Genomic DNA, 26,380 nt, shown 5'->3' with positions numbered 1-26,380 from the left:
CTAGCGGAAGAATCGTCCAGTCGATTTGACGGCGCGCGGCGCGTGCGTAACGGCGATTCGAACGGGCGATGCAGATCTTCCGGGCCGCATGCCTCGGTGAATTGATTAGAGATACGAATCAACTTGAAGAGGTGAAAGACAGGCGAGACGTTGCAATCGCACGGGAAATGATCGAAATGCAGAGATGCACCAAAAAAGGAAGATTCGCTTTGCAGTGCACCAAACAAGCGAATAACGCTGCTTATCAGATAATCGAATATCGTCGCCATACAAAACAATTACTTTGTCGACGGTTTCAATTCAAATGGCTTACTAAATTGTATTTCGAATAAATGCTCCAAATTTTGTGTGGGCACATCAAATAAAGTTTGACGGCAAAATTTTTTCCTTGCTATCTTCTGCACCCAAGACAGGCCTTTACTGTCAGGCTGCCTGAAGAAGGTGAAGATCGTGCATTTTGTCTGACGAATGGTGTGCAAGCATCCGGTTGACGCAAGGCTGTCTGAAAGGTGTTGCTGAAACAGCGAAATCGGGCATCCGGCTGGCAGGGAATAAATCAATAGCGTCATATCGATCGAATTCGCGCCGCATACCGAATCTGATAATTTGGATTCCAAAGCAAATTGAAAGCTTTCGGGTAAAGGGCGAATGACGGATCCGGTGCGCTGCGCCGCGGCCGGACGGCCGGACGAATCGTGCTTTGGGGGAAGTGGGTATGAAAGTCGACGATGGCTTGGCTGTTTCAAACGACGGACTCGCCCGGCTCGGTCGCGTGCGCGAATTCGGCAACAAGCAGCAGAATCCCGCCCGGCGCTTCGGCGGCCTCGCGATCGTGCTCGCGCTGCACGTCGTGCTGGTCTATGCGCTCCTCAACGGCCTCGCGACGAAGGTCGTGCAGGTCATCCAGCATCCGATCGAGACGCGCATCATCGAGCCGGTGAAGCCGCCGCCCCCGCCGCCCATGCCGACCGTCAAGCTGCCGCCGCCGAAGTTCGCGCCGCCGCCTCCGCCGTTCGTGCCGCCGCCGGAAGTGCCGGTGCAGGCGCCGCTCCAGCCGACGATCACGCATCAGGCGGCGCCCGTGCCGTCCGCGCCCGCCGTCCAGGCGCCCGTGGCCGCGCCGCCGGCGCCCGCGAAGGCCGTCAGCCATGAAGTGGGCGTCGTGTGCCCGAATTCGGACCAGATTCGCGCGTCGATGCAGTATCCGAAGGAAGCCCAGGAAAACAACGTCACGGGCGACGTGACGATCGAATTCGTCGTCGACGCGCAAGGTCACATCACGAATGAACGCGTCGCGCAATCGGCGGACCCGGTGCTCGATCGTGCGGCGTTCAATGCGGTCAGGCAGTTCAAGTGCTTGGCGCAGGGGCAGCCGGTGCGCGTGCAGGTTCCATTCTCGTTCAACCTGAACTGAGCCCGTGCGCGGGCTGGCCGGAATCAGGTTCGAACCTTTTTAGTCAGTTCAACGAAAAAATTTGGAGTGGGGTATGACCAAGCGTTCACTGGCCGCTCTGGCGGCAAGCATGTTGATCTCCGTCGCCGCGGCTGACGCGCTTGTCGCGCCGCAGCAGGCTTTCGCGCAGGCGAGCGGTGCGGCGGCCGCGGTGTCCGCGGCAGCAGCGCCGCAGACGGCGAGCGGCGCGGAGCAGCCGGCGCCGCCGCCCGCGCCGGCCGCGACCGAAGCAGTCGAGAATCCGTACGGCCTCGGCGCGCTGTGGAAGAACGGCGATTTCGTCGCGCGCTTCGTGCTGTTGCTGCTCGTCGTGATGTCGATGGGTAGCTGGTACATCATGATCACCAAGTTCCTCGAGCAACTGCGCGCGTACCGCCGCGCGAAGGTCGCCGACGAGCAGCTGTGGAGCGCGCCGTCGCTCGCCGAAGGCGCGAAGCGGCTCGACGAGGCGTCGCCGTTCCGCTTCATCGCCGAAACCGCGATCGAGGCGGGCGAGCATCACGACGAAGCGCTGCTCGAAGCGGTCGACCGCAATACGTGGATCGACGTGTCGGTCGAGCGCGCGATCACGAACGTATCGAATCGCTTGCAGGACGGACTCGCGTTTCTCGGCACGGTGGGCTCGACGGCGCCGTTCGTCGGGCTGTTCGGCACCGTGTGGGGCATCTATCACGCGCTGACGGCAATCGGCATCGCGGGCCAGGCGTCGATCGACAAGGTCGCCGGGCCGGTGGGCGAGGCGCTGATCATGACCGCGATCGGCCTGGCGGTCGCGGTGCCCGCGGTGCTCGGCTACAACTTCCTCGTGCGTCGCAACAAGTCGGTGATGGAGCGCGTGCGCAACTTCGGCGCGCAACTGCACACGGTGCTGCTCGCAGGCGGCAAGCGCTTGCCGCGCGCGAACGTGCAGGCCGCGTCGCTCGTCCGCTGAAGCGAGGTGCGCCATGGCCATGAGCGTCGGGCAGGACGATAACGACGAAGTGATCTCCAACATCAACACGACGCCGCTCGTCGACGTGATGCTGGTGCTGCTGATCATCTTCCTGATCACGATTCCGGTCGTCACGCACACGATTCAACTGCAGTTGCCGAAGGAGACGATCCAGCCGCTGCAGACCACCCCGAAGAGCGTCGAGATCGCGATCAATCGCGACGGCGACGTCTTCTGGAACGAGACGCTCGTCGATGCGCCGACGCTGCTGTCGAAGCTGAAGACGGTGTCGGCAATCAACCCTCAGCCGGACGTGCACGTGCGCGGCGATCAGAGCACGCGCTACGAGTTCATCGGCCGCGTGATCACCGCGTGCGAGCGGGCCGGCATCGCGAAAGTCTCGTTCATCACGGAACCGCCCGCGCGCGGCGGCTAGGAGGCGACGATGGGAATGAACGTATCTTCAGGCGGTGGCGGCGGCGAGCCGGACGTGATGGTCGACATCAACACGACGCCGCTCATCGACGTGATGCTCGTGCTGCTGATCATGTTGATCATCACGATCCCGATCCAGATGCATTCGATCAAGATGAATCTGCCGATCGGCAATCCGCCGCCGCCTGCGACGCAGCCCGAGATCGTGCAGATCGACATCGATTTCGACGGCACGACGACCTGGAACGGCGCGCTCGTGCCGAACCGCGCGGCGCTCGAGGCGAAGCTCGCGCAGGTCGCGGCCGAGCCGGTGCAGGCGGAGATCCATCTGCGGCCGAACAAGCTCGTGCCGTACAGGGACGTCGCCGCGGTGCTCGCGTCCGCGCAGCGCATCGGGGCGACGAAGATCGGGCTGATCGGCAACGAGCAGTACATGCAATAACGAAGCGAGCGTTTCCCATGATCCAACGATGGTTGAAGTGCGCCGTGCTGGCGGCCGCGCTCGGAGGCTGCTGCGTCCTTGCCGCGCCGTTCGGCGCGGCGGCGGCCGCCGAATCGCTGCGCCCGGACGTCGCGCGGCCGCTCAGTGCCGCGCAGGACCTGTATCGCGCGCACAAGTACCGCGACGCGCTCGGCAAGATCGCGCAGGCCGCGGCGGTGCCGAACAAGACGCCATACGAGACCTACATGGTCGAGCAGATGCGCGGCGCGGCCGCGATGGCGGCGGGCGATGCCGGCGCGGCGATCCAGGCGTACGAGGCGGTGCTCGGTTCCGGGCGGCTGTCGAAGGACGACGAGCAGCGCACGACGGCGGCGCTCGCAGGCGTCTACTTCCAGCAGCGGAACTACCCGCAGGCGATCAGGATCGCGCAGCGCTATCTGAAGGCGGGGGGCGGCGATCCCGACATGCGCACGCTGCTCGTTCAGTCGTACTACCTGTCGAACGACTGCGCGGCGGTGGTGGGCCAGCTCAAGCCGGGCGTCGAGGCGCAGGCGCGCGCCGGGCGCGCGCCCGACGAAGCGCAGTTGCAGATGCTCGGCACGTGCGCGCAGAAGATGAAGGACGGGGCGGCCTATCGGGCGTCGCTCGAAAAGCTCGTAGCGTATCACCCGAATCCGGCGTATTGGGACGAACTGTTCCGTTCGATTCGCGACAAGCCCGGCTATCTGTCGTCGCTCGACCTCGACATGTACCGCTTGCGGCGCGCGACGGGCGTGTTGAACGGCGCCGACGCGTACATGGAGATGACGCAGCTCGCGCTCGTCGCGGGCGCGGCGGCGGAAGCGAAGCAGGTGATCGACCAGGGTTTTGCGTCCGGCGTGCTCGGGCGCGATGCGGGCGCGGATCGCGAGAAGCGGCTGCAGGCGCTCGCGGCGAAGCGCGCGCAGTCGCCGGCCGACAGCGCGAATCCCGTCGCACCGATCGACGCAGGGATGAATCTCGTGTTCGCCGGGCAGACGAAGCAAGGCATCGCGGCGATGGAGGCAGCGCTTGCGAAGGGCGGCATCGAGCACGTCGACGAAGCGCGGCTGCGGCTCGGCGAGGCGTATTACGTCGCGGGCGACAAGGCGCGCGCCGTGCAGACTTTCCGCAGCGTGCGAGGCAGCGACGGTTCGGCGGATCTCGCGCGATTGTGGGCGCTCGTCGCGTCGAGGTAGCGGCCGCGCGCGTGCTGCCTCGCGAAGCGCGGGAAATGGCGGCTGTCGATGAATCACGGGAAAGGAGCGGCTTTGCTGATCGGCGAAACGAACGGTGTCGTATCGCGTGGCGCGTGCGCGTTGCAGGCGCCGGCTTCCTCAACACAAACGATTCTTGATCGCGGGATTGTGCCTTGTCATGGTTTTGCCACTCGACGAATCGGCAGTAGTCGCAGCCTCGATCGGCAACAAGATGCGGGCGCTGCGGCAGCGGCTCGGGCTCACGCTCGACGAAGCAGCAGCGGCGGCCGGCCTATCGAAGCCGTTTCTGTCGCAGGTCGAGCGCGGACGCGCGACGCCGTCGATCACGTCGCTCGTCGGCATCGCTCGCGCGCTCGGCGTGACGATGCAGTACTTCGTCGATGCGCCGACGGAGGCGCGATCGGTATGCCGCAACGAGGCGCTCCGGTACTTCAGCCTCGCGAATTCGACGAACGCGTTCGCGCGTCTGACGAACCTCGTCGACGGCCGGCAGCTCGATGCGATTCTCGTCCGGATGCCGGCCGGGCAGCCGGTTTCGGAGGTCACGACGCATGCGGGCGAGGAGTTCCTGTATGTGGTGAGCGGCCTCGTCGAGCTGACGCTCGAGCGCGCGACGTTCACGCTGGCGGCGGGCGATACCGCGCATTACGAATCGACGACGCCGCATGCATGGCGCAACGGCGGCGACAGCGAGGCGCTGGTGGTTTGGGTGGGGACGCCCCGGTTGTTCTGAGCGTGCCGGGCGGTTCCCGAAGCAATACGGATGGATTCCTGATGTCGTGATGAAAGGAAACGCCGATGCAAAGCGGTTTCATTCATCGTGGAAATTTCGGGAACCTAACAAATTGAAAAGAAGCGAAACGATTGTGACGACGCAGGCGCGTCGATCGGTTGGCGGCGTCCGGCGGGCAGTCGGGCAGCAGCGGGGGCGGTGCGCGAGCGCCGCGAGTCGGGCGCGGAGTTCAAGAGATTGCCGCGCGCAACGGGTGGGGTCTTACTGACGAGTGAGAGGGGAAAGATGAAGCAAAGAATATTGGCGTCGGCGATCAAGCGGATCGTCTGGGCCGAACTGGCGCTGACTGCCACGCTGGCGGCGCCCGCGTTCGCGCAGAGCCAGCCGGCGCTGGGCGCCGCCGCGGCGCCTGCACAGGGCTCGGGCATCGCGCTCGCTCAGGCGGACGCGGCGACTGGCGCGACGGGCGCGGCGAGCGCGACGGGGGCCGTCTCCGCGCCTGCCGCGGCCGCGCCCGCGCCCGCTTCCGGCGCGGCCGCAACGGGCACGCCGCCCGCCGCGCCGGAAGCGAAGCCGGGCGTCGCACAGATCAAGCGCTTCGAAGTGACGGGCTCGCTGATTCGAAGCGCCGACAAGGTCGGCTTCCAGCAAGTCCAGACCGTCACCGCGAAGGACATTCAGGACAGCGGCTACACGAACGTTGCGGACTTCCTGCGCGGCGTGTCGGCGAACTCCGCGAGTAGCTGGAGCGAAGGGCAGACGAACGGCTTCGCGGCGGGCGGCGCGGGCATCGCGCTGCGCGGCCTGAGCGAAAAATATTCGCTCGTGATGGTCGACGGCCAGCGCGTCGCGCCGTACGCGTTCGCGTCGAACGGCACCGATACGTTCTTCGACCTCAACACGCTTCCCCTGAACATCATCGACCGCATCGAGATCGTGAAGACGGGCGCCGTATCGCAGTACGGCTCGGACGCGATCGCGGGCGTCGTCAACATCATCACGAAGCACAATTACCAGGGGCTGCAACTCGACGGCAGCTACTCTGGCGCGACGCAAGGCGGCGACGGCACGACGAAGTTCAGCATTCTCGGCGGCTTCGGCAATCTGAACTCGGACCGCTTCAACATCACGGCGGCCGCGAGCTACTACAAGTCGAACGGCTTCACGATCGCCGATCGCGACACGACGAAGAACCAGGACTTCACGAACCGCGCGGGCGGCCTGTCGCTGCTCGCGCCTTCGTTCTGGCAGACCAACGGCGGCGCGACCGCGCAGGCGCTGAGCAATTGCCCGTTCGGCGGCGCCGTGCGACCCGCCGCGAGCAACTATCTGAGCGCGGGCGCCGGCATGGGCGGCACGGTGTGCGGCTTCAACTCGGCGGAGTCGACGTCGATCGCGCCGTGGACCGAGCGCCTGAGCGCGAAGGTGCATGCCGATTTCAAGATCGACGACAAGACGACCGCGTTCGCCGATCTGTGGGAAAGCAACAACACGACGGTGCAGAACAACGGCGTGCTGACGGTGGGCAGCCCGACGACGCCGAGCCTCGTGCTCAATCCGGCGACCGGCAAGCTGAGCCAGTTCAATTCGGTCGTGCCGGCGAGCAATCCGTACAACCCGTTCGGCGTCGACACGCCGCTTGCGTATACGTTCCCGGCAGCGGCGTCCGACCGGACGAGCTCGAACTTCTGGCGCGCCGCGACGGGCGTCAAGGGTTCGTTCGCGCTGCCGTACGGCGACTGGGATTGGTCGGCCGCGTACACGCACTCGCAGAGCGTCGTGTCCAACACGTTCAACAACGTGCTGAACGCATCCGTCGTCAACGACATCTATCAGAACGGCACGCTCAACTTCGCGAATCCGTCGGCGACGCCGAACGCGTTCAACGGCCTGTACATGAAGACGAGCAACCTGGGCGTATCGAAGCTCGATGCGCTCGACGCGACGCTGTCGACGCCGAACCTGTTCAAGCTGCCCACGGGCGACGTCGGCTTCGGCCTCGGTGCGCAGTTCCTGCATGAAAGCGAGTTCATCGGCCAGGGTTCCGAGGCATTGAGCGGGCAGGTCCTGAATCCGCTCACCCAATCGGTGAGCGGTTCGCGCAACGTCGCGGCGGTCTACTATCAGTTCGACATCCCGATCATCAAGAACCTGACGTTCAGCCAGTCGGGCCGCTACGACCATTACAGCGACTTCGGCGGCGCGTTCTCGCCCCGCTTCGCGCTACGCTATCAGCCGATCAAGGAATTCACGATGTACGGCTCGTACAATCGCGGCTTCCGCGCGCCGACGTTCGTCGAGAACACGCCTTCGCAGAACATCGGCCTGCAAACGTTCGGCAACTCGCTCATCAACACGCTGCAGACCGGCAACACGAGCCTGCAGCCCGAGCGCACGCGCAACATCAACATCGGCTTCCAGGCTTCGCCCACGCGCTACACGGACTTCGGCTTCGATTTCTACAAGATCTTCATCGACAACGTGATCGGCCAGGCGAGCCTGAACTCGGTCGTCGCGGCCAACAACCCGTCGCAGGTCGTGCGCGATCCGGTGACGGGGCAGATCACGTACGTCGTGCTGCCGTACCAGAACCTCGGCACGCTCGAAACCGACGGCTTCGAAATGACGTTCCGCCAGGCGCTGCCGACGAAGTACGGCACGTTCACGCTGTCGGCGGACTGGGCGTACGTGCATCACTTCAACATCGGCTTCCCGGGCGCGGCGACCGTCGATTCGGCGGGCAACAACTTCGCGATCACGCAGCCGTTCGGCGCGAGCATTCCGCGCTGGAAGGGCAATACGTCGCTGAACTGGGCGTATCGCAAGTGGAATGCGACGCTGAGCTGGGAATTCACGGGGCCGTATGCGCAGGCGCTCGGCGTAGCCGCGCCGACGCAGGCGGCGGATCACGTCGGGTCGTACAGCCAGTTCAACCTGTACGCGAGCTACACCGGCTTCAAGAACTGGACGCTGTACGGCGGGATCAACAACATCTTCGACCGTGCGCCGCCGTTCGATCCGGTCTGGCAAAACGCGCTCAACCAGAACGGCTACGACCAGTCGCTGTACATGTACTACGGCCGCGTGATCCAGGTCGGCGCGACGTACCGGTTCTGACGCCGCCCCGCATCGTCCTTCGGCATTCGACGGGCCGCTCCGCTTCCCTAACCACCCCTTTGGAGCGGCCTCTTTTTGCCCGATGCCGGGCGGCGACGGCTTGGCCATGAATCGCGATGATGCGAACCGCACGCGCGGCGTCAGCCGCGAAGCGCGCCTTGCGCCGTGCGCGCCGCTCGAATTGACTCCGCATCGGCGCGATGCCGATGCGATCATACGCAGGTGACGATGAGACCCATGAAGTTGCGTTTGCCGACCGTCGCGCGCTTCGCGACGCGCGTGCGGGAGACCGCGCGAATCGCGGCCGTCGTGTGCGCGGCGTTCGCCGCCTGCGCCGCTGCGCCGTCGAGCGCGGTTGCCGCGACGGCGCTCGCGCAATACGGCGAGCCGAAGTATCCGCCGGGCTTCACGCACTTCGACTATGCGGCCCCCGACGCGCCGAACGACGGCGTGCTGAATTTCGAGAACTACAACGAAGCGCAGAGCTACGATTCGCTGAACCCGTTCCTCGTGCGCGGCTCGCCCGCGCCGGACATCCAGAACCTGATGTTCGACACGCTGATGCAGCGTAGCTGGGACGAGCTCGCCTCCGAATATCCGCTGATCGCGGACAACGTGGACGTCGCGCCCGACCGCGGCTCGGCGACGTTCCACATCAATCCGGCCGCACGCTTCTCGAACGGCGATCCGATCACGGCGGCCGACGTCAAGTATTCGTTCGATACGCTGACGAGCCCGCAGGCGTCGCCGCTCGTCAACGCGCAATTCGCGATCATCAAGCGCGCGACGGTGATCGACCGGCTGACGGTCCGCTTCGATTTCAAGCGCCCCGAGCGCGCGGCGCCGCTGATCGCGGGCGATCTGCCGGTGTTCTCGCCGAAATGGGGGCAGCGGCCGGACGGCACGCGGCCGCCGTTCGACCAGATCGTGAACGTTCCGCCGATCGCAAGCGGCGCGTACCGGATCGAGCAGCGCAAGAACGACAAGCAGATCGTCTATGCGCGCGATCCGCAATACTGGGCGGCCGATCTGCCGGCGCGGCGCGGGATGTTCCGCTTCGCGCGCGTGTCGTTCAAGCTGTACCTCGATCAATACACGATGCTCGAGGCGTTCAAGGCGGGCGACGTCGACGTGCGGATGGAATACAGCTCGACGCAGTGGGCGCGCCGCTACGTCGGCAAGAACTTCCGCAACGGCATGCTGAAGAAGGGCGAGTTCGCGGACGGCCCCGCGCAGATGCAGGGTTTCCTCATCAACATGCGCGAGCCGAAGTTCCGCGACGTGCGCGTGCGTCACGCACTCGCGCTCGCGTTCGACTACGACTGGATGAACCGGATGATGTTCTACGGCCAGTACCGCCGCACGAACAGCTTCTGGGAAGCGAGCCCGTTCGGCGCGTCCGGGTTGCCGAGCGACAAGGAGCGCGCGCTGCTGGAGCCGTTCCGCGCGGAGCTGCCGCCCGAAGTGTTCGGCCCGATGGTCAGGCAGCCGACGACGCTGCCGCCCGGCTCGCTGCGCGCGAACCTGAAGCTGGCGCGCGATCTGCTCGCGCAGGCCGGCTGGCATTATCGCGACGGCGCGCTGCGCGACGCGAGCGGCGCGCCGATGACGATCGAGATCATGGACGACGAGCCCGGCATGGACCGGCTGATCCTGCCGTACATCCAGGCGCTCGGCATGCTCGGCATCCGCGCGTACATGCACGAGATCGACAGCGCGCTGTATCAGAAGCGCCTCGACAACTTCCAGTACGACATGACGACGTTCATCTATCCGCCCGTCACGATTCCCGGCGCGGAGCTCGTGCGCCGCTTCGGCAGCGCGGCGGCGTCGGAAGTCGGCTCCGAGAATTATCCGGGCGTGCGCTCGAAGGCGGTCGACGCGCTGATCCGCGCGGCGCTCGCGGCGGATACGCTCGACGATCTGCAAACGGCGACGCACGCGCTCGACCGCGTGCTGATCAACCTGTACATCCTCGTGCCGCAGTACTACCTGCCGAACGCGCGGATCGCCTACAAGACGACGTACGGGCATCCGTCCGTCATTCCGGCATCCTATCAATACGAGGACTGGATCATCGACTACTGGTTCCGGAAGCAGCCGGCGAGCGGCGCAGCCGCGTCGAAGCCGGGCCCGGCCGCGTAGCGGGGAGCGACGATGCTTGCTTACATAGTCAGACGATTGCTGTTGATGGTGCCGACGCTCGTCGGGGTCGTGACGATCACGTTCGTCGTCACGCAGTTCGTGCCGGGCGGCCCGGTCGAGCAGGTGCTGACGCAACTGCGCCACGGCACCGCGCGCGGCGGCGAGGCGGGCGGCGCGGGCGGCGGCTATCACGGCAGCCAGGGCGTCGATCCGCAGCAGATCGAGCAGATCAAGAAGCAGTTCGGCTTCGACAAGCCGCCGCTCACGCGCTACGCGCTGATGCTCGAGAGCTACGCGACGTTCGATCTCGGTCAGTCGTACTACGCGCATGCGAGCGTGTGGGACGTGATCCGCTCGAAGCTGCCCGTGTCGATCACGCTCGGGCTCTGGACGGTGATCCTCACGTATCTGATCTCGGTGCCGCTCGGCATCGCGAAGGCCGTGCGCAACGGCTCGCGCTTCGATACCGTGACGAGCGTGCTCGTGCTCGCCGGCTACGCGATTCCCGGCTTCGTGCTCGGCGTGCTGCTGCTGATGCTGTTCGGCGGCGGCACGTTCTGGCAGGTGTTTCCGATGCGCGGCCTCACGTCGGACAACTTCGACGAGCTCACCGCGCTCGGCAAGGCGCTCGATTATCTGTGGCACATCGTGCTGCCCGTCACCGCGTCGGTGGTCGGCAATTTCGCGATCGTCACGATCCTGACGAAGAACACGTTCCTCGAAGAGATCGGCCGGCAATACGTGCTGACCGCGCGCGCGAAGGGCGCGCCCGAGCGCGACGTGCTCTGGAAGCACGTGCTGCGCAACGCGGCGATTCCGCTCGTCACCGGCCTGCCCGCCGCGTTCGTCGGCGCGTTCCTGAACGGCAACCTGCTGATCGAGACGCTGTTCTCGCTCGACGGCATGGGGCAACTGTCTTACGACTCGGTGATCCGCCGCGACTATCCGGTCGTGCTCGGCTCGCTGTTCCTGTTCACGCTGATCGGTCTCGTCACCAAACTCATCGCTGACGTCTGCTATGTCCTCGTCGACCCCCGCATCCAATTCCACCGCGTGGACCGCTGATCCCGCGTGCGCCGCGTGCGCGGCGTCGCCGTCGCCGTGGCGGCGCACGTGGCTGCGGTTTCGCAGCCAGCGGCTCGGCTACTGGAGCCTCGTGATCTTCGCCGCGCTGTTCGCGGTCAGCCTGTTCGCCGACGTGCTGTCCAACGATCGCCCGCTCGTCGTCCGCTACGCGGGGCACTACTATTTTCCGATCGTGAAGGACTACCCGGAGACGCGCTTCGGCGGCGATTTCCCGGCGAAGACGAACTATCTCGATCCGTACATCCGCGCGAAGATCGAATCGAACGGCAATTTCGCGATCTATCCGCCGAACCGCTACCGCTACGACACGATCGATTATTTCGCGTCGCGCCCGTATCCGGCGCCGCCGTCGGCGAGCAACTGGCTCGGCACCGACCAGTTCGGCCGCGACGTGCTGTCGAGGCTGCTGTACGGCTTCAGGCTGTCGGTGCTGATGGCGATCGCGCTGACGGTGTCGGGCGTCGCGATCGGCGTGCTGACGGGCGCGCTGCAGGGCTTCTACGGCGGGCGAACCGACCTGATCGGGCAGCGCCTGATCGAGATCTGGAGCGCGCTGCCCGACTTGTACCTGCTGATCATCTTCGCGGCGATCTTCGAGCCGACGCTGTGGCTGCTGTTCATCCTGCTGTCGATGTTCGGCTGGCTCGTGCTGTCCGACTACGTGCGCGCCGAGTTCCTGCGCAACCGCGCGCTCGACTACGTGAGGGCCGCGCGCACGATGGGGCTCACGAACGGGCAGATCATCTGGCGGCACGTGCTGCCGAACAGCCTCACGCCCGTCATCACGTTCCTGCCGTTCCGGATGAGCGCGGCGATCCTGTCGCTGACGAGCCTCGATTTCCTCGGCCTCGGCGTGCCGCCGCCCACGCCGAGCCTCGGCGAGCTGCTGCAGCAGGGCAAGAACAATCTCGACGCATGGTGGATCTCGATGTCGGCGTTCGCGGCGCTCGTCGTCACGCTGCTGCTGCTCACGTTCATGGGCGACGCGCTGCGCAACGCGCTCGATACGCGCACGCGCGGCTCGGCGTTCGGCGGAGGCCCGCGATGACCCGGCCGCTCCTCGAAATCGATCGCTTCTGCGCGGCGTTCGGCGAGAAGATCGCGGTGCGCGAGCTGAGCCTGTCGATCGCGCGCGGCGAGCGTGTCGCGCTCGTCGGCGAATCGGGTTCGGGCAAGAGCGTCACCGCGCTGTCGATCCTGCGGCTCGTGCAGCACGCGACGCTGTCCGGCCGGATGCTGTTCGACGGCGAAGACCTGTTGACGAAGACCGAGCAGCAGATGCGCGGCATCCGCGGCGCGGACATCGCGATGGTGTTCCAGGAGCCGATGACGGCGCTCAATCCGCTCTACACGATCGGCAAGCAGATCGCCGAGAGCCTGCGGCTGCACGAAGGGCTGCGGCCGGGCGAGGCGCGCGCGCGCGGCATCGAGCTGCTGACGCGCACCGGCATTCCGGAGCCCGAACGAAGGATCGACAGTTTTCCGCATCAGCTATCGGGCGGCCAGCGGCAGCGCGCGATGATCGCGATGGCGCTCGCGTGCCGGCCGCGCCTGCTGCTCGCCGACGAGCCCACGACCGCGCTCGACGTGACGGTGCGCGAGCAGATCGTCGATCTGCTGATCGCGCTGCAGGAGCAGGAGGCGGCGGCGCGCGGCATGGCGGTGCTCCTCATCACGCACGATCTGAACCTCGTGCGGCGCTTCGCGCAGCGCGTCGCCGTGATGGAGCACGGCGTGCTCGTCGAGACGGGCGACACCGGCGCGCTGTTCGCGAATCCGCAGCATCCGTACACGCAGCGGCTGCTCGACAGCGAGCCGCGGCGCGCGATCGAAGCCGTCGCGCCGGCCGCGCGGACGATCCTCGACGTCAGGTCGCTCGCGGTCGATTACCGGATCGCGCCGAAGGGCTGGCGCGCGCTGTTCGGCAAGACGACGTTTCGCGCGGTGCACGATGCGCAGTTCGCGCTGCGTCGCGGCGAGACGATCGGCATCGTCGGCGAATCGGGGTCGGGCAAGTCGACGCTCGCGTCGGCCGTGCTCGGGCTGCAGCGGCCAGCGGCGGGCGGGATCGAGATCGACGGGCGGCCGCTCGATGCGCTGCGCACGGCGCGCGGCCGGCGCGATCTGTACCGGCGAATGCAGGTCGTGTTCCAGGACCCGTTCGGCTCGCTGTCGCCGCGGATGACGATCGAGCAGATCGTCGGCGAGGGGCTTGCCGTGCATCGGCCGGAGATCGCCGGCGAGGCGAGGCGCGCGCGGATCGCCGGGCTGTTGCAGGAAGTCGGTCTGCCGGGCGACGCGATGCTGCGCTATCCGCACGAGTTTTCCGGCGGCCAGCGGCAGCGGATCGCGATCGCGCGCGCGCTCGCGGTCGAGCCGGAGCTGCTCGTGCTCGACGAGCCAACGAGCGCGCTCGACGTGTCGATCCAGAAACAGGTGTTGAATCTGCTGACGAATCTGCAAAAAAAGTACAAACTCAGCTACCTGTTCATCACGCACGACCTGGCGGTGATGCGGGCGATGGCCCACCGCGTGCTCGTGATGAAGGAGGGGCGCGTGGTCGAGGCGGGCGACACGCTGGACGTGCTGGATGCGCCGTCGCATCCGTACACGCGATCGCTGCTTGCGTCTTCGATGATGACGGCGCGGCGCAGCCCGCGGGAGAGGGCAGATGATTGACGAACGCTGGGCGCAGGCCGCCCGACACTTGCGCAGCGACGCCGGATTCTGGTCGCTGCGCGTCGTCGACGAACGGATCGACGAGCATGCGGTGCGCAACGATGTCGCGCAGCCGCTTTCGAGTGCGCGCGATCGCGGCGCGATGCTGATCGCGTGGTCCGGCGCGGGCGCGGGTTATGCGGCGACGGCCGATCTGTCGCCGGCCGGCCTGCAGGCGGCGCTCGACGCGGCCGCTGCGCGCGCGAAGGCGAGCGCGGCGCTGTCGCTGATCGACCATCGCGCGGTTGCGCGGCCGGACGCGAGCGGCGGCTACGTGTCGCCGCATGCGGACGATGCGTTGCCGGCCCGCGCCGAATGGATCGAGCGCCTCGCGCGCGAATGCGCGGCGGCGGCCGTCGACGCGCGGATCGTCGAGCGCACCGCCGCCGTGATGCTCGTGCAGACCGACCAGCTCTACATGACGAGCGACGGCGTGCGCATCGAGCAGCGCTTTCGCCACGTGATGCCGCAATTGAGCGTCGTCGCGCACGCGCGCGGCGACACGCAGGTGCGCACGCTCGGCAACGCGGGCACGCTCGCGCAGGGCGGCGTCGACGTGCTCGCGCGCTACGGCTTCGAAGGCGCGGGCGCGCGCGTCGCCGACGAGGCGCTGCAACTGCTCGCCGCGCCGAACTGCCCGACCGGCCGCCGCGATCTGCTGCTGATGCCGGACCAGATGATGCTGCAGATCCACGAATCGATCGGCCATCCGCTCGAGCTCGACCGCATTCTCGGCGACGAGCGCAACTTCGCCGGCTGGAGCTTCGTGAAGCCGGAGATGTTCGGCTCGTACCAGTACGGCTCGCCGCTGCTGAACGTGACGTTCGATCCCGCGCTGCCCGGCGAGGCGGCATCGTATGCGTTCGACGACGACGGCAGCGCCGCGCGCAAACAATACCTGATCCGCGGCGGCGTGCTCGAGCGGCCGCTCGGCGGCGCGCTGTCGCAGGCGCGTGCGGGGTTGCCGGGCGTCGCGAACGCGCGCGCGTCGAGCTGGAACCGGCCGCCGATCGACCGGATGGCGAACCTGAATGTCGAGCCCGGCGCGCACGCGTTCGGCGAGCTCGTCGCGGGCATCGAGCGCGGCATCCTGATGCGCACGAACACGTCGTGGTCGATCGACGACAATCGCAACAAATTCCAGTTCGGCTGCGAGTTCGGACAACTGATCGAGAACGGCGAGCTGACGCAGGTCGTCAAGCGGCCGAACTACCGCGGCATTTCCGCGAGCTTCTGGCGCAGCCTGCGCGCGGTCGGCGACGAGAGCACGTTCGGCGTGCATGGCACGCCGTATTGCGGCAAGGGCGAGCCGGCGCAGATCATCCGTGTCGGCCACGCGTCGCCCGCGTGCGTGTTCGCCGACGTCGACGTGTTCGGAGGCGCGTGATGACCGACTTCGCGAAGCCGGGGCGCGCGGCCCCGATCGATTGGCATGCGCATTTCGCGCGGCTCGCCGACGAGGCCGAGCGGCTGAAGCAGCCGGGCGAGACGGTGCTGCTGTGGTTCGCCGGCGAGACGTCCGATTTCATCCGCTTCAACGCGGGCAGGATTCGCCAGACGGGGCGCGTCGTGCAGGGCAAGCTCGGCGTGCGGCTCGTGGCGGGCGCGCGGCAGGCGTCGTTCACGCAGACGGCGAGCGGCGATCCGGCGACGGACGCGCCCGAGCTCGCCGAAGCGCTCGCGACGCTGCGCGAGAGCCTGCGCGGCGCGAGCGACGATCCGCATCTGTTGTTCGACACGTCGGCGTGGCGGCAATCGGTTCGCCGCAGCGGCCGCCTGCCGGACCCCGACTCGCTCGCGCACGTCGTCGCCGATGCCGCGCGCGGGCTCGATTTCGTCGGCTTCTACGCGGGCGGCTCGCTCGTGCGCGGCTTCGCGTCGTCGACGGGCAGCCGCGGCTGGTACGAGGTCGAGAATTTCGATTTCCGCTGGTCGCTGTACGACGCGAGCGGCCGCGCGATCAAGACCGTCCACGCGGGCGACGCGTGGAGCGACGCGGCGTTCGCGCACAAGATCGAAGAGACCGCCGCGCGCTTGCCGGTGCTCGGCCGCGCGCCGAAGGCGCTCGCGCCCGGCCGCTATCGCGCGTATCTCGCGCCGGCCGCGGTGGCCGAGATCGTCGGGCTGCTCGGCTGGGACGGCTTTTCCGCGCGCGCGAACGCGAGCGCGCGCAGCAGCCTGCATCGGCTGCACGCGGGCGAGGCGGCGCTCGATCCGCGCGTGACGATCGCCGAGGATTTTTCGCTGGGCGTGGCGCCCGCGTTCAACGCGGACGGCTATCGGCGCGACAGCGTGCCGCTCGTCGCCGAAGGGCGCAGCGTCGGGCGGCTCGTCAGCGCGCGCACCGCGCGCGAGCACGGCCTGAGCCCGAACGGCGCGGCCGCGGACGAAATGCCGGAGACGCTAGCGCTCGCGGGCGGCGCGCTCGCCGATGCCGACGTGCTCGCGGCGCTCGACACGGGCCTCTACATCGGCAATCTCTGGTATCTGAATTTCTCGGACAAGATGAACGGACGGATCACCGGGATGACGCGCTTCGCGACGTTCTGGGTCGAGCGCGGCAGGATCGTCGCGCCGGTCGATGCGATGCGCTTCGACGACAGCGTGTACCGCCTGCTCGGCGCCGAGCTCGAGCAACTCGGCGCGGCGCCCGAACTCCTGCTGAACGATCAGTCGTGGAGCGAGCGCCCGACGGGCGGCGCGAAGCTGCCGGGCCTGCTTGTCCGGTCGTTCGAGCTGACGCTGTAGGGCGATGGAGCGCGCGATCGCACTGTATCGCCGCTTCGGCTTCGTCGAAGAGGGCCGCTCGCGCGGCTACGCGATCCGCGGCGGCGAAGTGGCGGACGTGCCGCACATGGCGCCGCTTGCCGACGCGCCGCCGTTCGCGTCGCGCTGACGGGGCCGCGCGCATGCCGTCGTTCTTCATCGACCGCCCCGTCTTCGCGTGGATCGTCGCGCTCGCGATCGTCGTCGCGGGCGTGCTCGCGATCCCGCAACTGCCGGTCGCGCAGTATCCGCGCCTCGCGCCGCCGCGGATCGTGATCAACGCGACGTATCCCGGCGCATCGACGGAGACGGTCGACGGCGACGTCGGCAGCATCATCGAGGAGAGCCTCGACGGCGCGGACGGCCTGCTCTATGACGAAACCAGCAGCGACGGCCACGGCAACCTCGAAATCGACGTGACGTTCGCGCCCGGCACCGATCCGGACCTCGCGCTCGTCGACGTGCAGAACCGGCTCAAGCAGGTCGAGCCGCGGCTGCCGCAGCAGGTCGTCCAGCAGGGCATCGGCGTGTTCAAGGCGGCGAACACGTTCCTGATGCTCGTGGCGCTGACGTCGACCGACGGCACGCGCGATTCCGCGCAATTGAGCGACTACCTGAGCCGCTACGTGCTGCGCGAGCTCAAGCGCGCGCCGGGCGTCGGCTCCGCGCAGTTGTGGGACGCCGACGAGGCGCTGCGGATCTGGCTCGATCCGGTGAAGCTGCGCGAGTACGGGCTCGGTGCCGACGACGTGATCGCGGCCGTCGCCGCGCAGAACGCGGCGGTGACGGCGGGCGCGATCGGCGATGCGCCGTTCGCGGCCGGCCAGCAGACGAGCGCGGCGGTGATCGTGAAAGGCCAGCTCGCGTCGCCCGCCGAGTTCGGCCAGATCGTGCTGAAGTCGAAGCCGGACGGCTCCGTTGTGCGGCTCGCGGACGTCGCGCGCGTCGAGCTCGGCCGCGACGACTATTCGTTCTCGTCGCGGCTGAACGGCAAGACGGCCGCGACGGTCGGCATCCAGCTCGGCCCGCGCGGCAACGCGCTCGAAACGTCGAACGCGATCCGCGCGCGCCTCGCCGAATTGTCGAAGCGGCTGCCGCCCGGCATCGCGGTCGACATCCCGTTCGACGGCGCGCATTTCGTCCGGATCGCGATCGACGAAGTGGTGCTCACGCTCGTCGAGGCGATCGTCCTCGTGTTCTTCGTGATGTGGCTGTTCCTGCGCGACCTGCGCTGCACGCTCGTGCCGACGATCGTGATTCCCGTCACGCTGATGGGCGCGTTCGTCGCGATGTGGGCGTTCGGGCTGTCGATCAACGTGTTCACGATGTTCGGCCTCGTGCTCGCGATCGGCATTCTGGTCGACGATGCGATCGTCGTCGTCGAGAGCGTGCATCGCGTGATGGAGGAGGAGCGCGTGCCGCCGCGCGAGGCGACGCGCCGCGCGATGAAGCGCATCGTCGGCGCGATCGTCGGCGTGACGGCGGTGCTGACCGCGGTGTTCGTGCCGATGGCGTTCTTTCCGGGCGGCGTCGGCGGGATCTATCGGCAGTTCTCCGTTGCGATGATCGCGTCGATGCTCGTGTCGTCGTTCATGGCGCTGTCGCTCACGCCCGCGCTGTGCGCGAACCTGCTCAAGCCGCTGCCGCCCGGCGGCGCGCCGGCGCGGATCGGGCGGCCGCGCGGTGTGCGCGGGCTCGGCGCGCGGGCCGCGGACCGCTTCGCAGCGGGCTTCGCGCGCGCGTCGGCGGGCTATCGCTCGCTCACCGCGCGCACGGTCGCGCGCATCGGCCCGATGGCCGCGATCTACGCGGTGCTGCTCGCCGGCGGCGCGCTGCTTTACTGGGCGATGCCGAACGGCTTCCTGCCCACCGAGGATCAGGGGCAACTGCAGGTGATGATCCAGCTACCGGCGGGCGCGACGCAGGCGCGCACGATGGCGGTCGTCGAGCGGGTCGAGGCGATCCTGCACGCGCAGCCGGCCGTCGCGAACGTGACGAGCGTGATCGGCTGGAGCTTCGCGGGCAGCGGGCAGAACGTCGCGATGGCGTTCGTCGAGCTGAAGGACTGGGCGCAGCGCGGCATCGACGCCGCCGCGCTGCGCGACCGGCTGAACGGCGCGTTCGCGCGGATTCGCGACGGCGACGTCGATGCGTCGCTGCCGCCGTCGGTGCCCGGCATCGGACATGCGGACGGCTTCACGCTGCGGCTCGAGGATCGCGGCGGCATCGGCATCGACGCGCTGAAGGCGGCGCGCGAGCGCCTCGCCGATGCGGCGAAGGCCGATCCGGCGCTTGCGTCCGTGCACGCCGAGGATCTGCCGGACGCGCCGCGCGTCGAGCTCGACGTCGACCGCGCGAAGGCGTACGCGTTCGGCGTGCCGTTCGAGCGGATCGCGGGCCTGCTCGGCGGGTTGTTCGGCTCGAACTACGTCGACGATTTTCCGGCGGCGGGGCGGATGCGGCGCGTGATCATCGAGGCGGACGCCGGCGCGCGCAGCTCCGACGATCAGTTGATGGCGCTCGCCGTGCCGAACCGGACGGGCGACATGGTGCCGCTGTCGGCGATCGCGTCGCGGCGCTGGAGCGTCGGGCCCGTCGCGCTGAGCCGCTTCGACGGCTATCCGTCGCTCGATATCGCCGGCCGTCCGGCGAACGGATACAGCCTCGGCGCGGCGATGGCCGACCTGGAGCGGCTCGCCGCGAGCCTGCCGACGGGCGTCGGCTACGACTGGGTGGACGCGGCGCGCGAGGAAACCGTCGCCGCGCGGCAGACGCCGCTCCTGATCGGGCTGTCGGCGCTCGCGGTGTTCATGGCGCTCGCCGCGCTGTACGAGAGCTGGACGATTCCGCTGTCGGTGCTGACCGTCGTGCCGCTCGGCGTGATCGGCGCGGTGGCGGCCGTGCAGTTGCGCGGGATGCCGAACGACGTGTATTTCAAGGTCGCGATGATCACGGTGATCGGGCTGTCGGCGAAGAACGCGATCCTGATCGTGCAGTTCGCGCGCGATCTGAATGCGCGCGGCGTCGCGCTGCGCGAGGCGGTGATCGACGCGGCCGCGGCGCGCTTCAGGCCGATCGTGATGACGTCGATGGCGTTCGTGCTCGGCGTCGTGCCGCTCGTGACCGCGACGGGCGCGGGCGCCGAGAGCCGCCGCTCGATCGGCACGGGCGCGTTCGGCGGCGTGCTCGCCGCGACGCTGTTCGGGCTCGCGTTCGCGCCGATCGCGTTTCAGGCGGTCGCGTCGCTCGGGCGACGCGGGCGACGGGCCGCCGAGCCGGGGCGCGAGCCGCACGAGCGTGGCGTCGCGGCGAATGAATGAGCGTGCGGACGCCGGCGGGCGCGCGGCCGCATCACGAGAACAGGACGTACAAGAATGAAACGACGTCGGTTCCTTCACACGCTCGGCGTGCTGAGCTCGGTGCAAACCGTGAGTGAGGAACCAGTCCTGTCGTTCGTTTCTGCCGCGCGTTCGCCCATCATAACCATCGCAGAATTAATTGGTTTTCGATTCGTCGTCCTGTCCGTATCGTTCAGCGATTCGAACAACAAGTCGACTACGAGGAAAACCACCACATGAAGCAAACGAAGCATCTCGCGGCGCTCGCCGTGCCGGCAGGCCTCCTGCTGTCCGTCGGCGCGCACGCGCAAAGCAGCGTCACGCTGTACGGGATCGTCGATGCGGGCATCGCGTACGTGCACAACGTCCAGGGAACCGACGGCCGCAATCAGTCGTCGCTCTTCAAGTTCAGCAGCGGCAATCTGTCCGGCAGCCGCTGGGGCCTGAAAGGCACCGAGGATCTGGGCGGCGGCCTCGCCGCGCTGTTCCAGCTCGAAAACGGCTTCAATCTCGGCACCGGCGTGCAGAACGGCAATCGCGAGTTCGGCCGCAAGGCGATCGTCGGCCTCGCGAGCAACACGTGGGGCACCATTACGCTCGGCCGCCAGTACGATCCGGTCGTCGACCTCGTGCAAGGGCTCACCGAGGACAACTACTTCGGCGGCGTGTTCGCGACGCCGGGCGATCTCGACAACTACGACAACAGCCTGCGCGTCAGCAACTCGGTGAAGTACACGAGCCCCGTGCTGTCCGGCTTCCAGTTCGAGGCGCTGTACGGTTTCGGCGGCGTCGCGGGCGCGACGGGCAGCGGCCGCACGTACAGCTTCGCGGCGAGCTACGCGAACGGGCCGCTGTCGCTCGGCGCCGGTTACCTGTACGCCGACGGCGGCGCCACCGCGACGAACGGCGTGCGCACTTGGACGGGCAGCTCCGATACGCTGTTCAACACGGTGATCAACCAGGGCTTCGCGAGCGCGAAGTCGGTTCAGATCGTGCGCGTCGGCGGCCAGTATGCGCTCGGCTCGGCGACGTTCGGCCTCGCGTATTCGAACACGCAGTACGGCCGCGATTCGCTGTCGGCGTTCAACGACACCGCGAAATTCAACAGCGGCTCCGCGTTCTTCAACTACCAGTTCTCGCCGGCGCTGCGCGCGGGCGTCGGCTACAACTACACGTCGCTGACCGGGCCGGCTTCCGCGCACTATCACCAGGTGAACCTCGGCGCGGGCTACGCGCTGTCGAAGCGCACCGATCTCTATGCGCTGTTCGGCTATCAGAAGGCGAGCGGCCACACGCTCGGCGCGAACGGCTCGGTGATCGACGCGCAGGCATCCGTCGGCTCGTATGGCGCGAACTCGGGCACCGATTCGCAGGAACTCGCGATCGTCGGGATTCGGCACAAGTTCTGATCCGGCTCGCGCGGTGTGCGATTCGCGATGTTCGATTCGCGGCGTGCGGTTCGCGAAGCGCGACGCGACGATCGCGCGGGCGGCCGCCCGCCGCACGCGCCCTCGCATCGCGGATTTCCCCGTCCGCATCAAGGTCTCCCTCAGCGCCCGCGATTGTTTCTATACTTCATACGATTGCGCCGTAAAAGAACGGAGCGCGCGGCCGACGCGCTCGAACGTCAACCCGATGCGGACCGCGACGACGATGCCGATCCCGCGCGGCGCCGCTCCCAACCGGACTCTCATCGATGAAAACTGCGATTCGAAAGCTGACGGCGTCGCTGCTCGTCGCCGCCGCGGCCGCGTGCTTCGCCGCCGACGCGCCGCACGCCCCCGAGCATCTGCCGCCCGGCATCGCGTGGCGTCAAGGCGACATCGACGCCGCGTTCGCCGAGGCGAAGCGCACGAACAAGCCGCTGTTCCTGTACTGGGGCGCGGTCTGGTGCCCGTCGTGCAATCAGGTGAAATCGACGATCTTCAGCCAGCAGGCGTTCAAGTCGCGCTCGTCGTTCTTCGTGCCCGTCTATCTCGACGGCGACACCGAGAACGCGCAGAAGATCGGCGATCGCTTCAAGGTGCGCGGCTATCCGACGATGATCCTGTTCCGGCCGGACGGCACCGAAGTGACGCGGCTGCCCGGCGAAGTCGATCTCGACCGCTACATGCAGGCGCTGTCGATCGGGCTGAACGCGGCGCATCCGTTCAGGCAGACGCTCGCCGCCGCGCTGAAGGACGGCGCGCGCGTCACGACCGACGATTGGCGCGTGCTCGCCGATTACTCGTGGGACACCGACGGCGATCTGCCGGTGTCGGCCGAGCGCGTCGCGGCGACGTTGCAGACGCTCGCCCGCCATGCGCGCGCGGACCTCGCGGACGCGCAGGCGCTGCGGCTCGATCTGAAGGCCGCCGTGTCGGCTGCGGCGGGCGATCCGCCGCAGCAGGGCGACGTCGACAAGGCGGCGGCCGCCGCGGCCGTGCGCGACGCGCTGCGCGACCCGAAGCGCGCGCGCGCCGATTACGACGTGCTCGTCGCGGCGCCGGCCGACGTCGTCCGGTATCTGGCGGGCGACGATGCGGCGGCGCGCGCGTCGCTCGCGAAGCAGTTCGACGCGGCGCTCGCGCGGCTGTCCACCGACACGTCGCTCGCCGCGATCGACCGTACGATGGCGCTGCACGGCCGCGTGCGCGTCGCGCGGCTCGACGCGAAACCGGGCGCGCCGCTGCCGCCCGCGCTTGCCGATGCGGTGCGGCGGCAGACGGCGTCGGCGCTTGCCGAATCGACGAACGTCTACGGGCGGCAGGCGGTCGCCAGCGAGGCCGCCGACACGCTGACCGACGCCGGCCAGTTCGATGCGGCCGACGCGCTCCTGAAAGCGGAGCTCGCGCGTTCGCCGACGCCGTACTACTTCATGTCGGGGCTCGCCGCGAACGCGAAGGCGCGCGGCGATCGGGCGGCGGCGCTCGACTGGTACAGGAAAGCGTATGAAGCGGCGAGCGGCCCGGCGACGCGGCTGCGCTGGGGCGCGGCGTACTTCGCGAACGCGGTCGATCTCGCGCCGGACGACGCCGGGCAAATCCGCCGGATCGCGAACGACGTGCTGACGCAGGCGGGCCAGACGCGCAACGCATTCTATGGCGCGAACCGGCGCGCGCTCACGCGCGTCGTCACGCAGCTCGCGCACTGGCGGCAGCGCGGCGCGCACGATGCGGCGGCGCAGGCGCTCGTCAAGCAGTTCGAGGGCGTGTGCGGGAAGCTGCCGGCGGGCGATCCGCAGGTCGGAACCTGCGAGGGCCTGATCAGGACGGCGAGGGCCTGATGCCGGGCGCGGCGGCGTGACGGCGATCGCGCGGCCAATTCACCGCTGCGCCGCCCGCCTTCGCGCCACTTGGGAGCCCGCCCTCCCGCGTTTGGTACGATTCACGCTTTCCCACCCATTCGCATCACCGCGTGAATCGCCGAATCGTGTCGTCCTTCCTCGACCGTTGCGCGGCCCGGCTCGCCGCCGCGAAGCCGCACGCCGCCGCCGTCCTCCGCCGCCTGCGCCATCCGACGCGACGCGGCGTGCTGCTCGCCGCCGCCGCGGTCCCCGCGCTGTGCGTGCTCTACGTGCTCGCGCTGATCCCGTTCACGCCGAGCATCGGCGACATCCGCAAGGCGCGCGTCGACGCGCCCGCGCAGATCATGTCCGCCGATGGCAAGCTGCTCGCCGAGTTCAAGCCGTCGAACCGCGAATGGGTGCCGCTCGCCGACATCTCGCCGAAGATGGTCGACGCGCTGATTTCGACCGAGGACCATCGCTTCTACGAGCACCACGGGCTCGACTGGCGCCGCACCGCGGGCGCCGCGCTGCGCACGTTCTCGGGCGGCCGGCAGGGCGGCTCGACGATCACGCAGCAGCTCGCGCGCAACCTGTATCCGGACGAGATCGGCCGCGCGCCCACGCTCACGCGCAAGCTGAAGGAAGCGATCACCGCGCTGAAGATCGAGGCGGTCTACAGCAAGGCGCAGATTCTCGAGACGTATCTGAACACGGTGCCGTTCCTCTACAACGCTTACGGCGTCGAGATGGCGGCGCGCACGTACTTCGACAAATCGGCCGATCAGCTCGATGCGCTCGACGCCGCGACGCTCGTCGGCATGCTGAAGGGCAACAGCTACTACAACCCGGTGCTGAACCCCGAGCGCGCGCTCGTGCGACGCAACACGGTGCTCGCGCAGATGGTGAAGTACGGCAAGCTCTCGCCGGCCGCCTACGCGGCGCTGCAGAAGAAGCCGCTGCGCATCGATTTCGAGCGGCAGAAGGAGCCGCCAGGCCCCGCGCCGCATTTCGCGCAGCAACTGCGCAAATGGTTGATCGCGTGGGCCGACCGCAACGACTACAACATCTATTCGGACGGCCTCGTCGTGCGCACGACGATCGATTCGCGGCTGCAGGCGTATGCGACGCAGGCGCTCGCGCGGCAGACGAACCAGTTGCAAGGGATCGCGAACGGAATGTGGAACGCCGGCAGCGGCTGCGCGCCCGGCAATCCGCTGTTCCGCGCGTTCGTGCGCGAGACGCTGGAGTTCCGCGCGGCGCTCGACGGCGGCGCGACCGAGGATGCCGCGCTCAAGCGCCTGCTCGCCGATCGCGGCTTCGCGCGCGCGCTCTGCAAGGCGAAGGCCGACGTGCAGGCGGGCTTTCTCGCGATCGATCCGCGCAACGGGCAGATCAAGGCGTGGGTCGGCAGCCGCGACTTCACGACCGAGCCGTTCGATCACGTGCAGCAGGCGCGCCGGCAGCCGGGCTCGACGTTCAAGCCGTTCGTCTATGGCGCGGCGTTCGCGGCGGGCGCGACGCCCGACGATACGTTCGTCGATCAGCCGGTCGAGATTGCGCTCGCGGGCGGCGAGATCTGGCGGCCCGACGACGATGCGCCGCCCACGGGCAAGCCGATGACGCTGCGCGACGCGATCGCGTATTCGCGCAACCGGATCACCGCGCAACTGATGATGAAGGTCGGCCCGCAGAAGGTGGCGCGCCTCGCGCGCGCGATGGGCGTGCGCGACAGCGCGCTCGAAGCGGTGCCGTCGCTCGCGCTCGGCACGAGCCCCGTGACGTTGAAGGAGATGGTGTCCGCGTACGCGACGATCGCGAACGTCGGCGAATACGTCGAGCCGCGGATGGTCACGCGCATCGAGGATCGCAACGGCGACGTGCTCGCGGAGTTCGCGAGCGCGTCGCCCGAGCGCGCGCTCGGCGCGCCGGCGGCGCGCACGCTGATCGACGTGATGCGCGGCGTCGTCGAGCGCGGCACCGGCGCGGCGATCCGCTCGCGCTACGGGATTCGCGCGGACATCGCCGGCAAGACCGGCACGACGCAGGGCGACACCGACGGCTGGTTCATCCTGATGCAGCCGGCGCTTGTCGCGGGCGCGTGGGTCGGCTTCGACGACGGCCGCGTGACGCTCGGCAGCGACTGGGGGCAAGGCGCGAGGAGCGCGCTGCCGATCGTCGGCGACTTCTATCAACGGGCGATACGCGCGCGGCTCGTCGACACGCGCGAGCGCTTCGCGACCGAGGCGCCGCCGAGCGCGCTCGATACGTTCCGCAACCGGCTCGGCGACTGGTATCGCTACCTGTTCGAGAAGCCCGAGCCGCAGCAGAAGGCCGCGCCGCCGAAGGCGCCGCGCGCGCCGGTCGAGGAGGTGATGCCGGCTTCCGAGGTCGAGGCGGCGTCGGAGGCGGCGGCGCGCGCCGCATCCGAGGCGGCCGCCTTGGCCGCTTCGGCTGCTTCGGCTGCTTCGCCCACGGGCGGCGTGCCGTTTGCGCCGGGCGGCGCGTCCGCGCCTGCGCTGGCGGTGCCGCCGCTGTTGCCGTCGACGCCGCCGCCGTTTCCGGCGTCGCCGCCCGCCGCGCCGCGGCCGGACAGCGGCTTGCCGAACGACAACGCGCCGATGTCGCCGACGCCGACGCCCGATGCGTCGGCCGCAACCGGCGCGGGCGGCGGCAACTAGCGCAGGTCGGCGGCGGCGGTTCGCGCGCGGCG

Annotated in this window: 17 protein-coding genes and 1 pseudogene; all 18 read left to right on the top strand. The window is 68.3% G+C overall.

Annotation, left to right across the window (positions count from 1 at the left end):
• Positions 1 to 715 precede the first annotated feature (715 nt).
• Complete coding sequence (locus AQ610_RS31520; RefSeq protein ID WP_043282952.1) at positions 716 to 1,414, top strand: energy transducer TonB; 699 nt, start codon at positions 716 to 718, stop codon at positions 1,412 to 1,414.
• Positions 1,415 to 1,487: 73 nt separating this feature from the next.
• Positions 1,488 to 2,384: a MotA/TolQ/ExbB proton channel family protein gene (locus AQ610_RS31515; protein WP_015602754.1), complete on the top strand. Its 897-nt coding sequence runs from the start codon at positions 1,488 to 1,490 to the stop codon at positions 2,382 to 2,384.
• A 13-nt stretch (positions 2,385 to 2,397) separates the two neighbouring features.
• On the top strand, positions 2,398 to 2,820 hold the full coding sequence (locus AQ610_RS31510) for an ExbD/TolR family protein (protein ID WP_006028314.1): 423 nt from the start codon (positions 2,398 to 2,400) through the stop codon (positions 2,818 to 2,820).
• 9 nt (positions 2,821 to 2,829) lie between these two features.
• Entirely contained in the window at positions 2,830 to 3,261 is a 432-nt protein-coding gene (locus tag AQ610_RS31505; protein ID WP_015602703.1) for an ExbD/TolR family protein, read from the top strand.
• 17 nt (positions 3,262 to 3,278) lie between these two features.
• A complete protein-coding gene (locus AQ610_RS31500; protein ID WP_006028312.1) occupies positions 3,279 to 4,478 on the top strand; it encodes a tetratricopeptide repeat protein in 1,200 nt (399 codons plus the stop codon).
• A 178-nt stretch (positions 4,479 to 4,656) separates the two neighbouring features.
• Positions 4,657 to 5,232, top strand: a complete 576-nt coding sequence (locus AQ610_RS31495; protein WP_006028311.1) for a helix-turn-helix domain-containing protein — start codon at positions 4,657 to 4,659, stop codon at positions 5,230 to 5,232.
• Positions 5,233 to 5,517: 285 nt separating this feature from the next.
• The gene (locus AQ610_RS31490) at positions 5,518 to 8,349 is read left to right on the top strand and encodes a TonB-dependent receptor (protein ID WP_043282950.1); all 2,832 of its coding nucleotides are present in this window, start codon (positions 5,518 to 5,520) and stop codon (positions 8,347 to 8,349) included.
• Positions 8,350 to 8,586: 237 nt separating this feature from the next.
• On the top strand, positions 8,587 to 10,494 hold the full coding sequence (locus AQ610_RS31485) for an extracellular solute-binding protein (protein WP_006028309.1): 1,908 nt from the start codon (positions 8,587 to 8,589) through the stop codon (positions 10,492 to 10,494).
• 12 nt (positions 10,495 to 10,506) lie between these two features.
• Positions 10,507 to 11,559, top strand: a complete 1,053-nt coding sequence (locus tag AQ610_RS31480; protein WP_006028308.1) for a microcin C ABC transporter permease YejB — start codon at positions 10,507 to 10,509, stop codon at positions 11,557 to 11,559.
• Positions 11,513 to 12,628: an ABC transporter permease gene (locus AQ610_RS31475; RefSeq protein ID WP_006028307.1), complete on the top strand. Its 1,116-nt coding sequence runs from the start codon at positions 11,513 to 11,515 to the stop codon at positions 12,626 to 12,628. Before AQ610_RS31480 ends, AQ610_RS31475 begins: the two co-directional genes overlap by 47 nt.
• Positions 12,625 to 14,259 carry an ABC transporter ATP-binding protein gene (locus tag AQ610_RS31470; RefSeq protein WP_006028306.1) on the top strand — a complete coding sequence of 545 codons (1,635 nt, stop codon included), beginning with the start codon at positions 12,625 to 12,627 and terminating at the stop codon, positions 14,257 to 14,259. The genes AQ610_RS31475 and AQ610_RS31470 overlap by 4 nt, the downstream gene beginning before the upstream one ends.
• Entirely contained in the window at positions 14,252 to 15,685 is a 1,434-nt protein-coding gene (locus AQ610_RS31465) for a TldD/PmbA family protein (RefSeq protein ID WP_009917052.1), read from the top strand. The genes AQ610_RS31470 and AQ610_RS31465 overlap by 8 nt, the downstream gene beginning before the upstream one ends.
• Positions 15,685 to 17,046, top strand: a complete 1,362-nt coding sequence (locus AQ610_RS31460; RefSeq protein WP_009917051.1) for a metallopeptidase TldD-related protein — start codon at positions 15,685 to 15,687, stop codon at positions 17,044 to 17,046. The genes AQ610_RS31465 and AQ610_RS31460 overlap by 1 nt, the downstream gene beginning before the upstream one ends.
• 10 nt (positions 17,047 to 17,056) lie before the next feature.
• Positions 17,057 to 17,194 (top strand): annotated as a pseudogene (locus AQ610_RS31455) (GNAT family acetyltransferase); the annotation flags it as partial.
• 13 nt (positions 17,195 to 17,207) lie between these two features.
• Positions 17,208 to 20,384 carry a multidrug efflux RND transporter permease subunit gene (locus AQ610_RS31450; protein ID WP_006028303.1) on the top strand — a complete coding sequence of 1,059 codons (3,177 nt, stop codon included), beginning with the start codon at positions 17,208 to 17,210 and terminating at the stop codon, positions 20,382 to 20,384.
• 254 nt (positions 20,385 to 20,638) lie between these two features.
• Positions 20,639 to 21,811 (top strand): porin, encoded by a 1,173-nt coding sequence (locus tag AQ610_RS31440; protein ID WP_006028302.1) that lies wholly within the window; start codon positions 20,639 to 20,641, stop codon positions 21,809 to 21,811.
• Between the two features lie 287 nt (positions 21,812 to 22,098).
• Entirely contained in the window at positions 22,099 to 23,667 is a 1,569-nt protein-coding gene (locus tag AQ610_RS31435; RefSeq protein ID WP_006028300.1) for a thioredoxin fold domain-containing protein, read from the top strand.
• Between the two features lie 131 nt (positions 23,668 to 23,798).
• The gene (locus AQ610_RS31430) at positions 23,799 to 26,348 is read left to right on the top strand and encodes a penicillin-binding protein 1A (protein WP_043282949.1); all 2,550 of its coding nucleotides are present in this window, start codon (positions 23,799 to 23,801) and stop codon (positions 26,346 to 26,348) included.
• Positions 26,349 to 26,380: the final 32 nt, after the last annotated feature.

It is taken from the genome of Burkholderia humptydooensis (genome assembly GCF_001513745.1).
GTDB lineage: Bacteria > Pseudomonadota > Gammaproteobacteria > Burkholderiales > Burkholderiaceae > Burkholderia > Burkholderia humptydooensis.
This window is presented reverse-complemented; position numbering and strand designations above follow the sequence as displayed.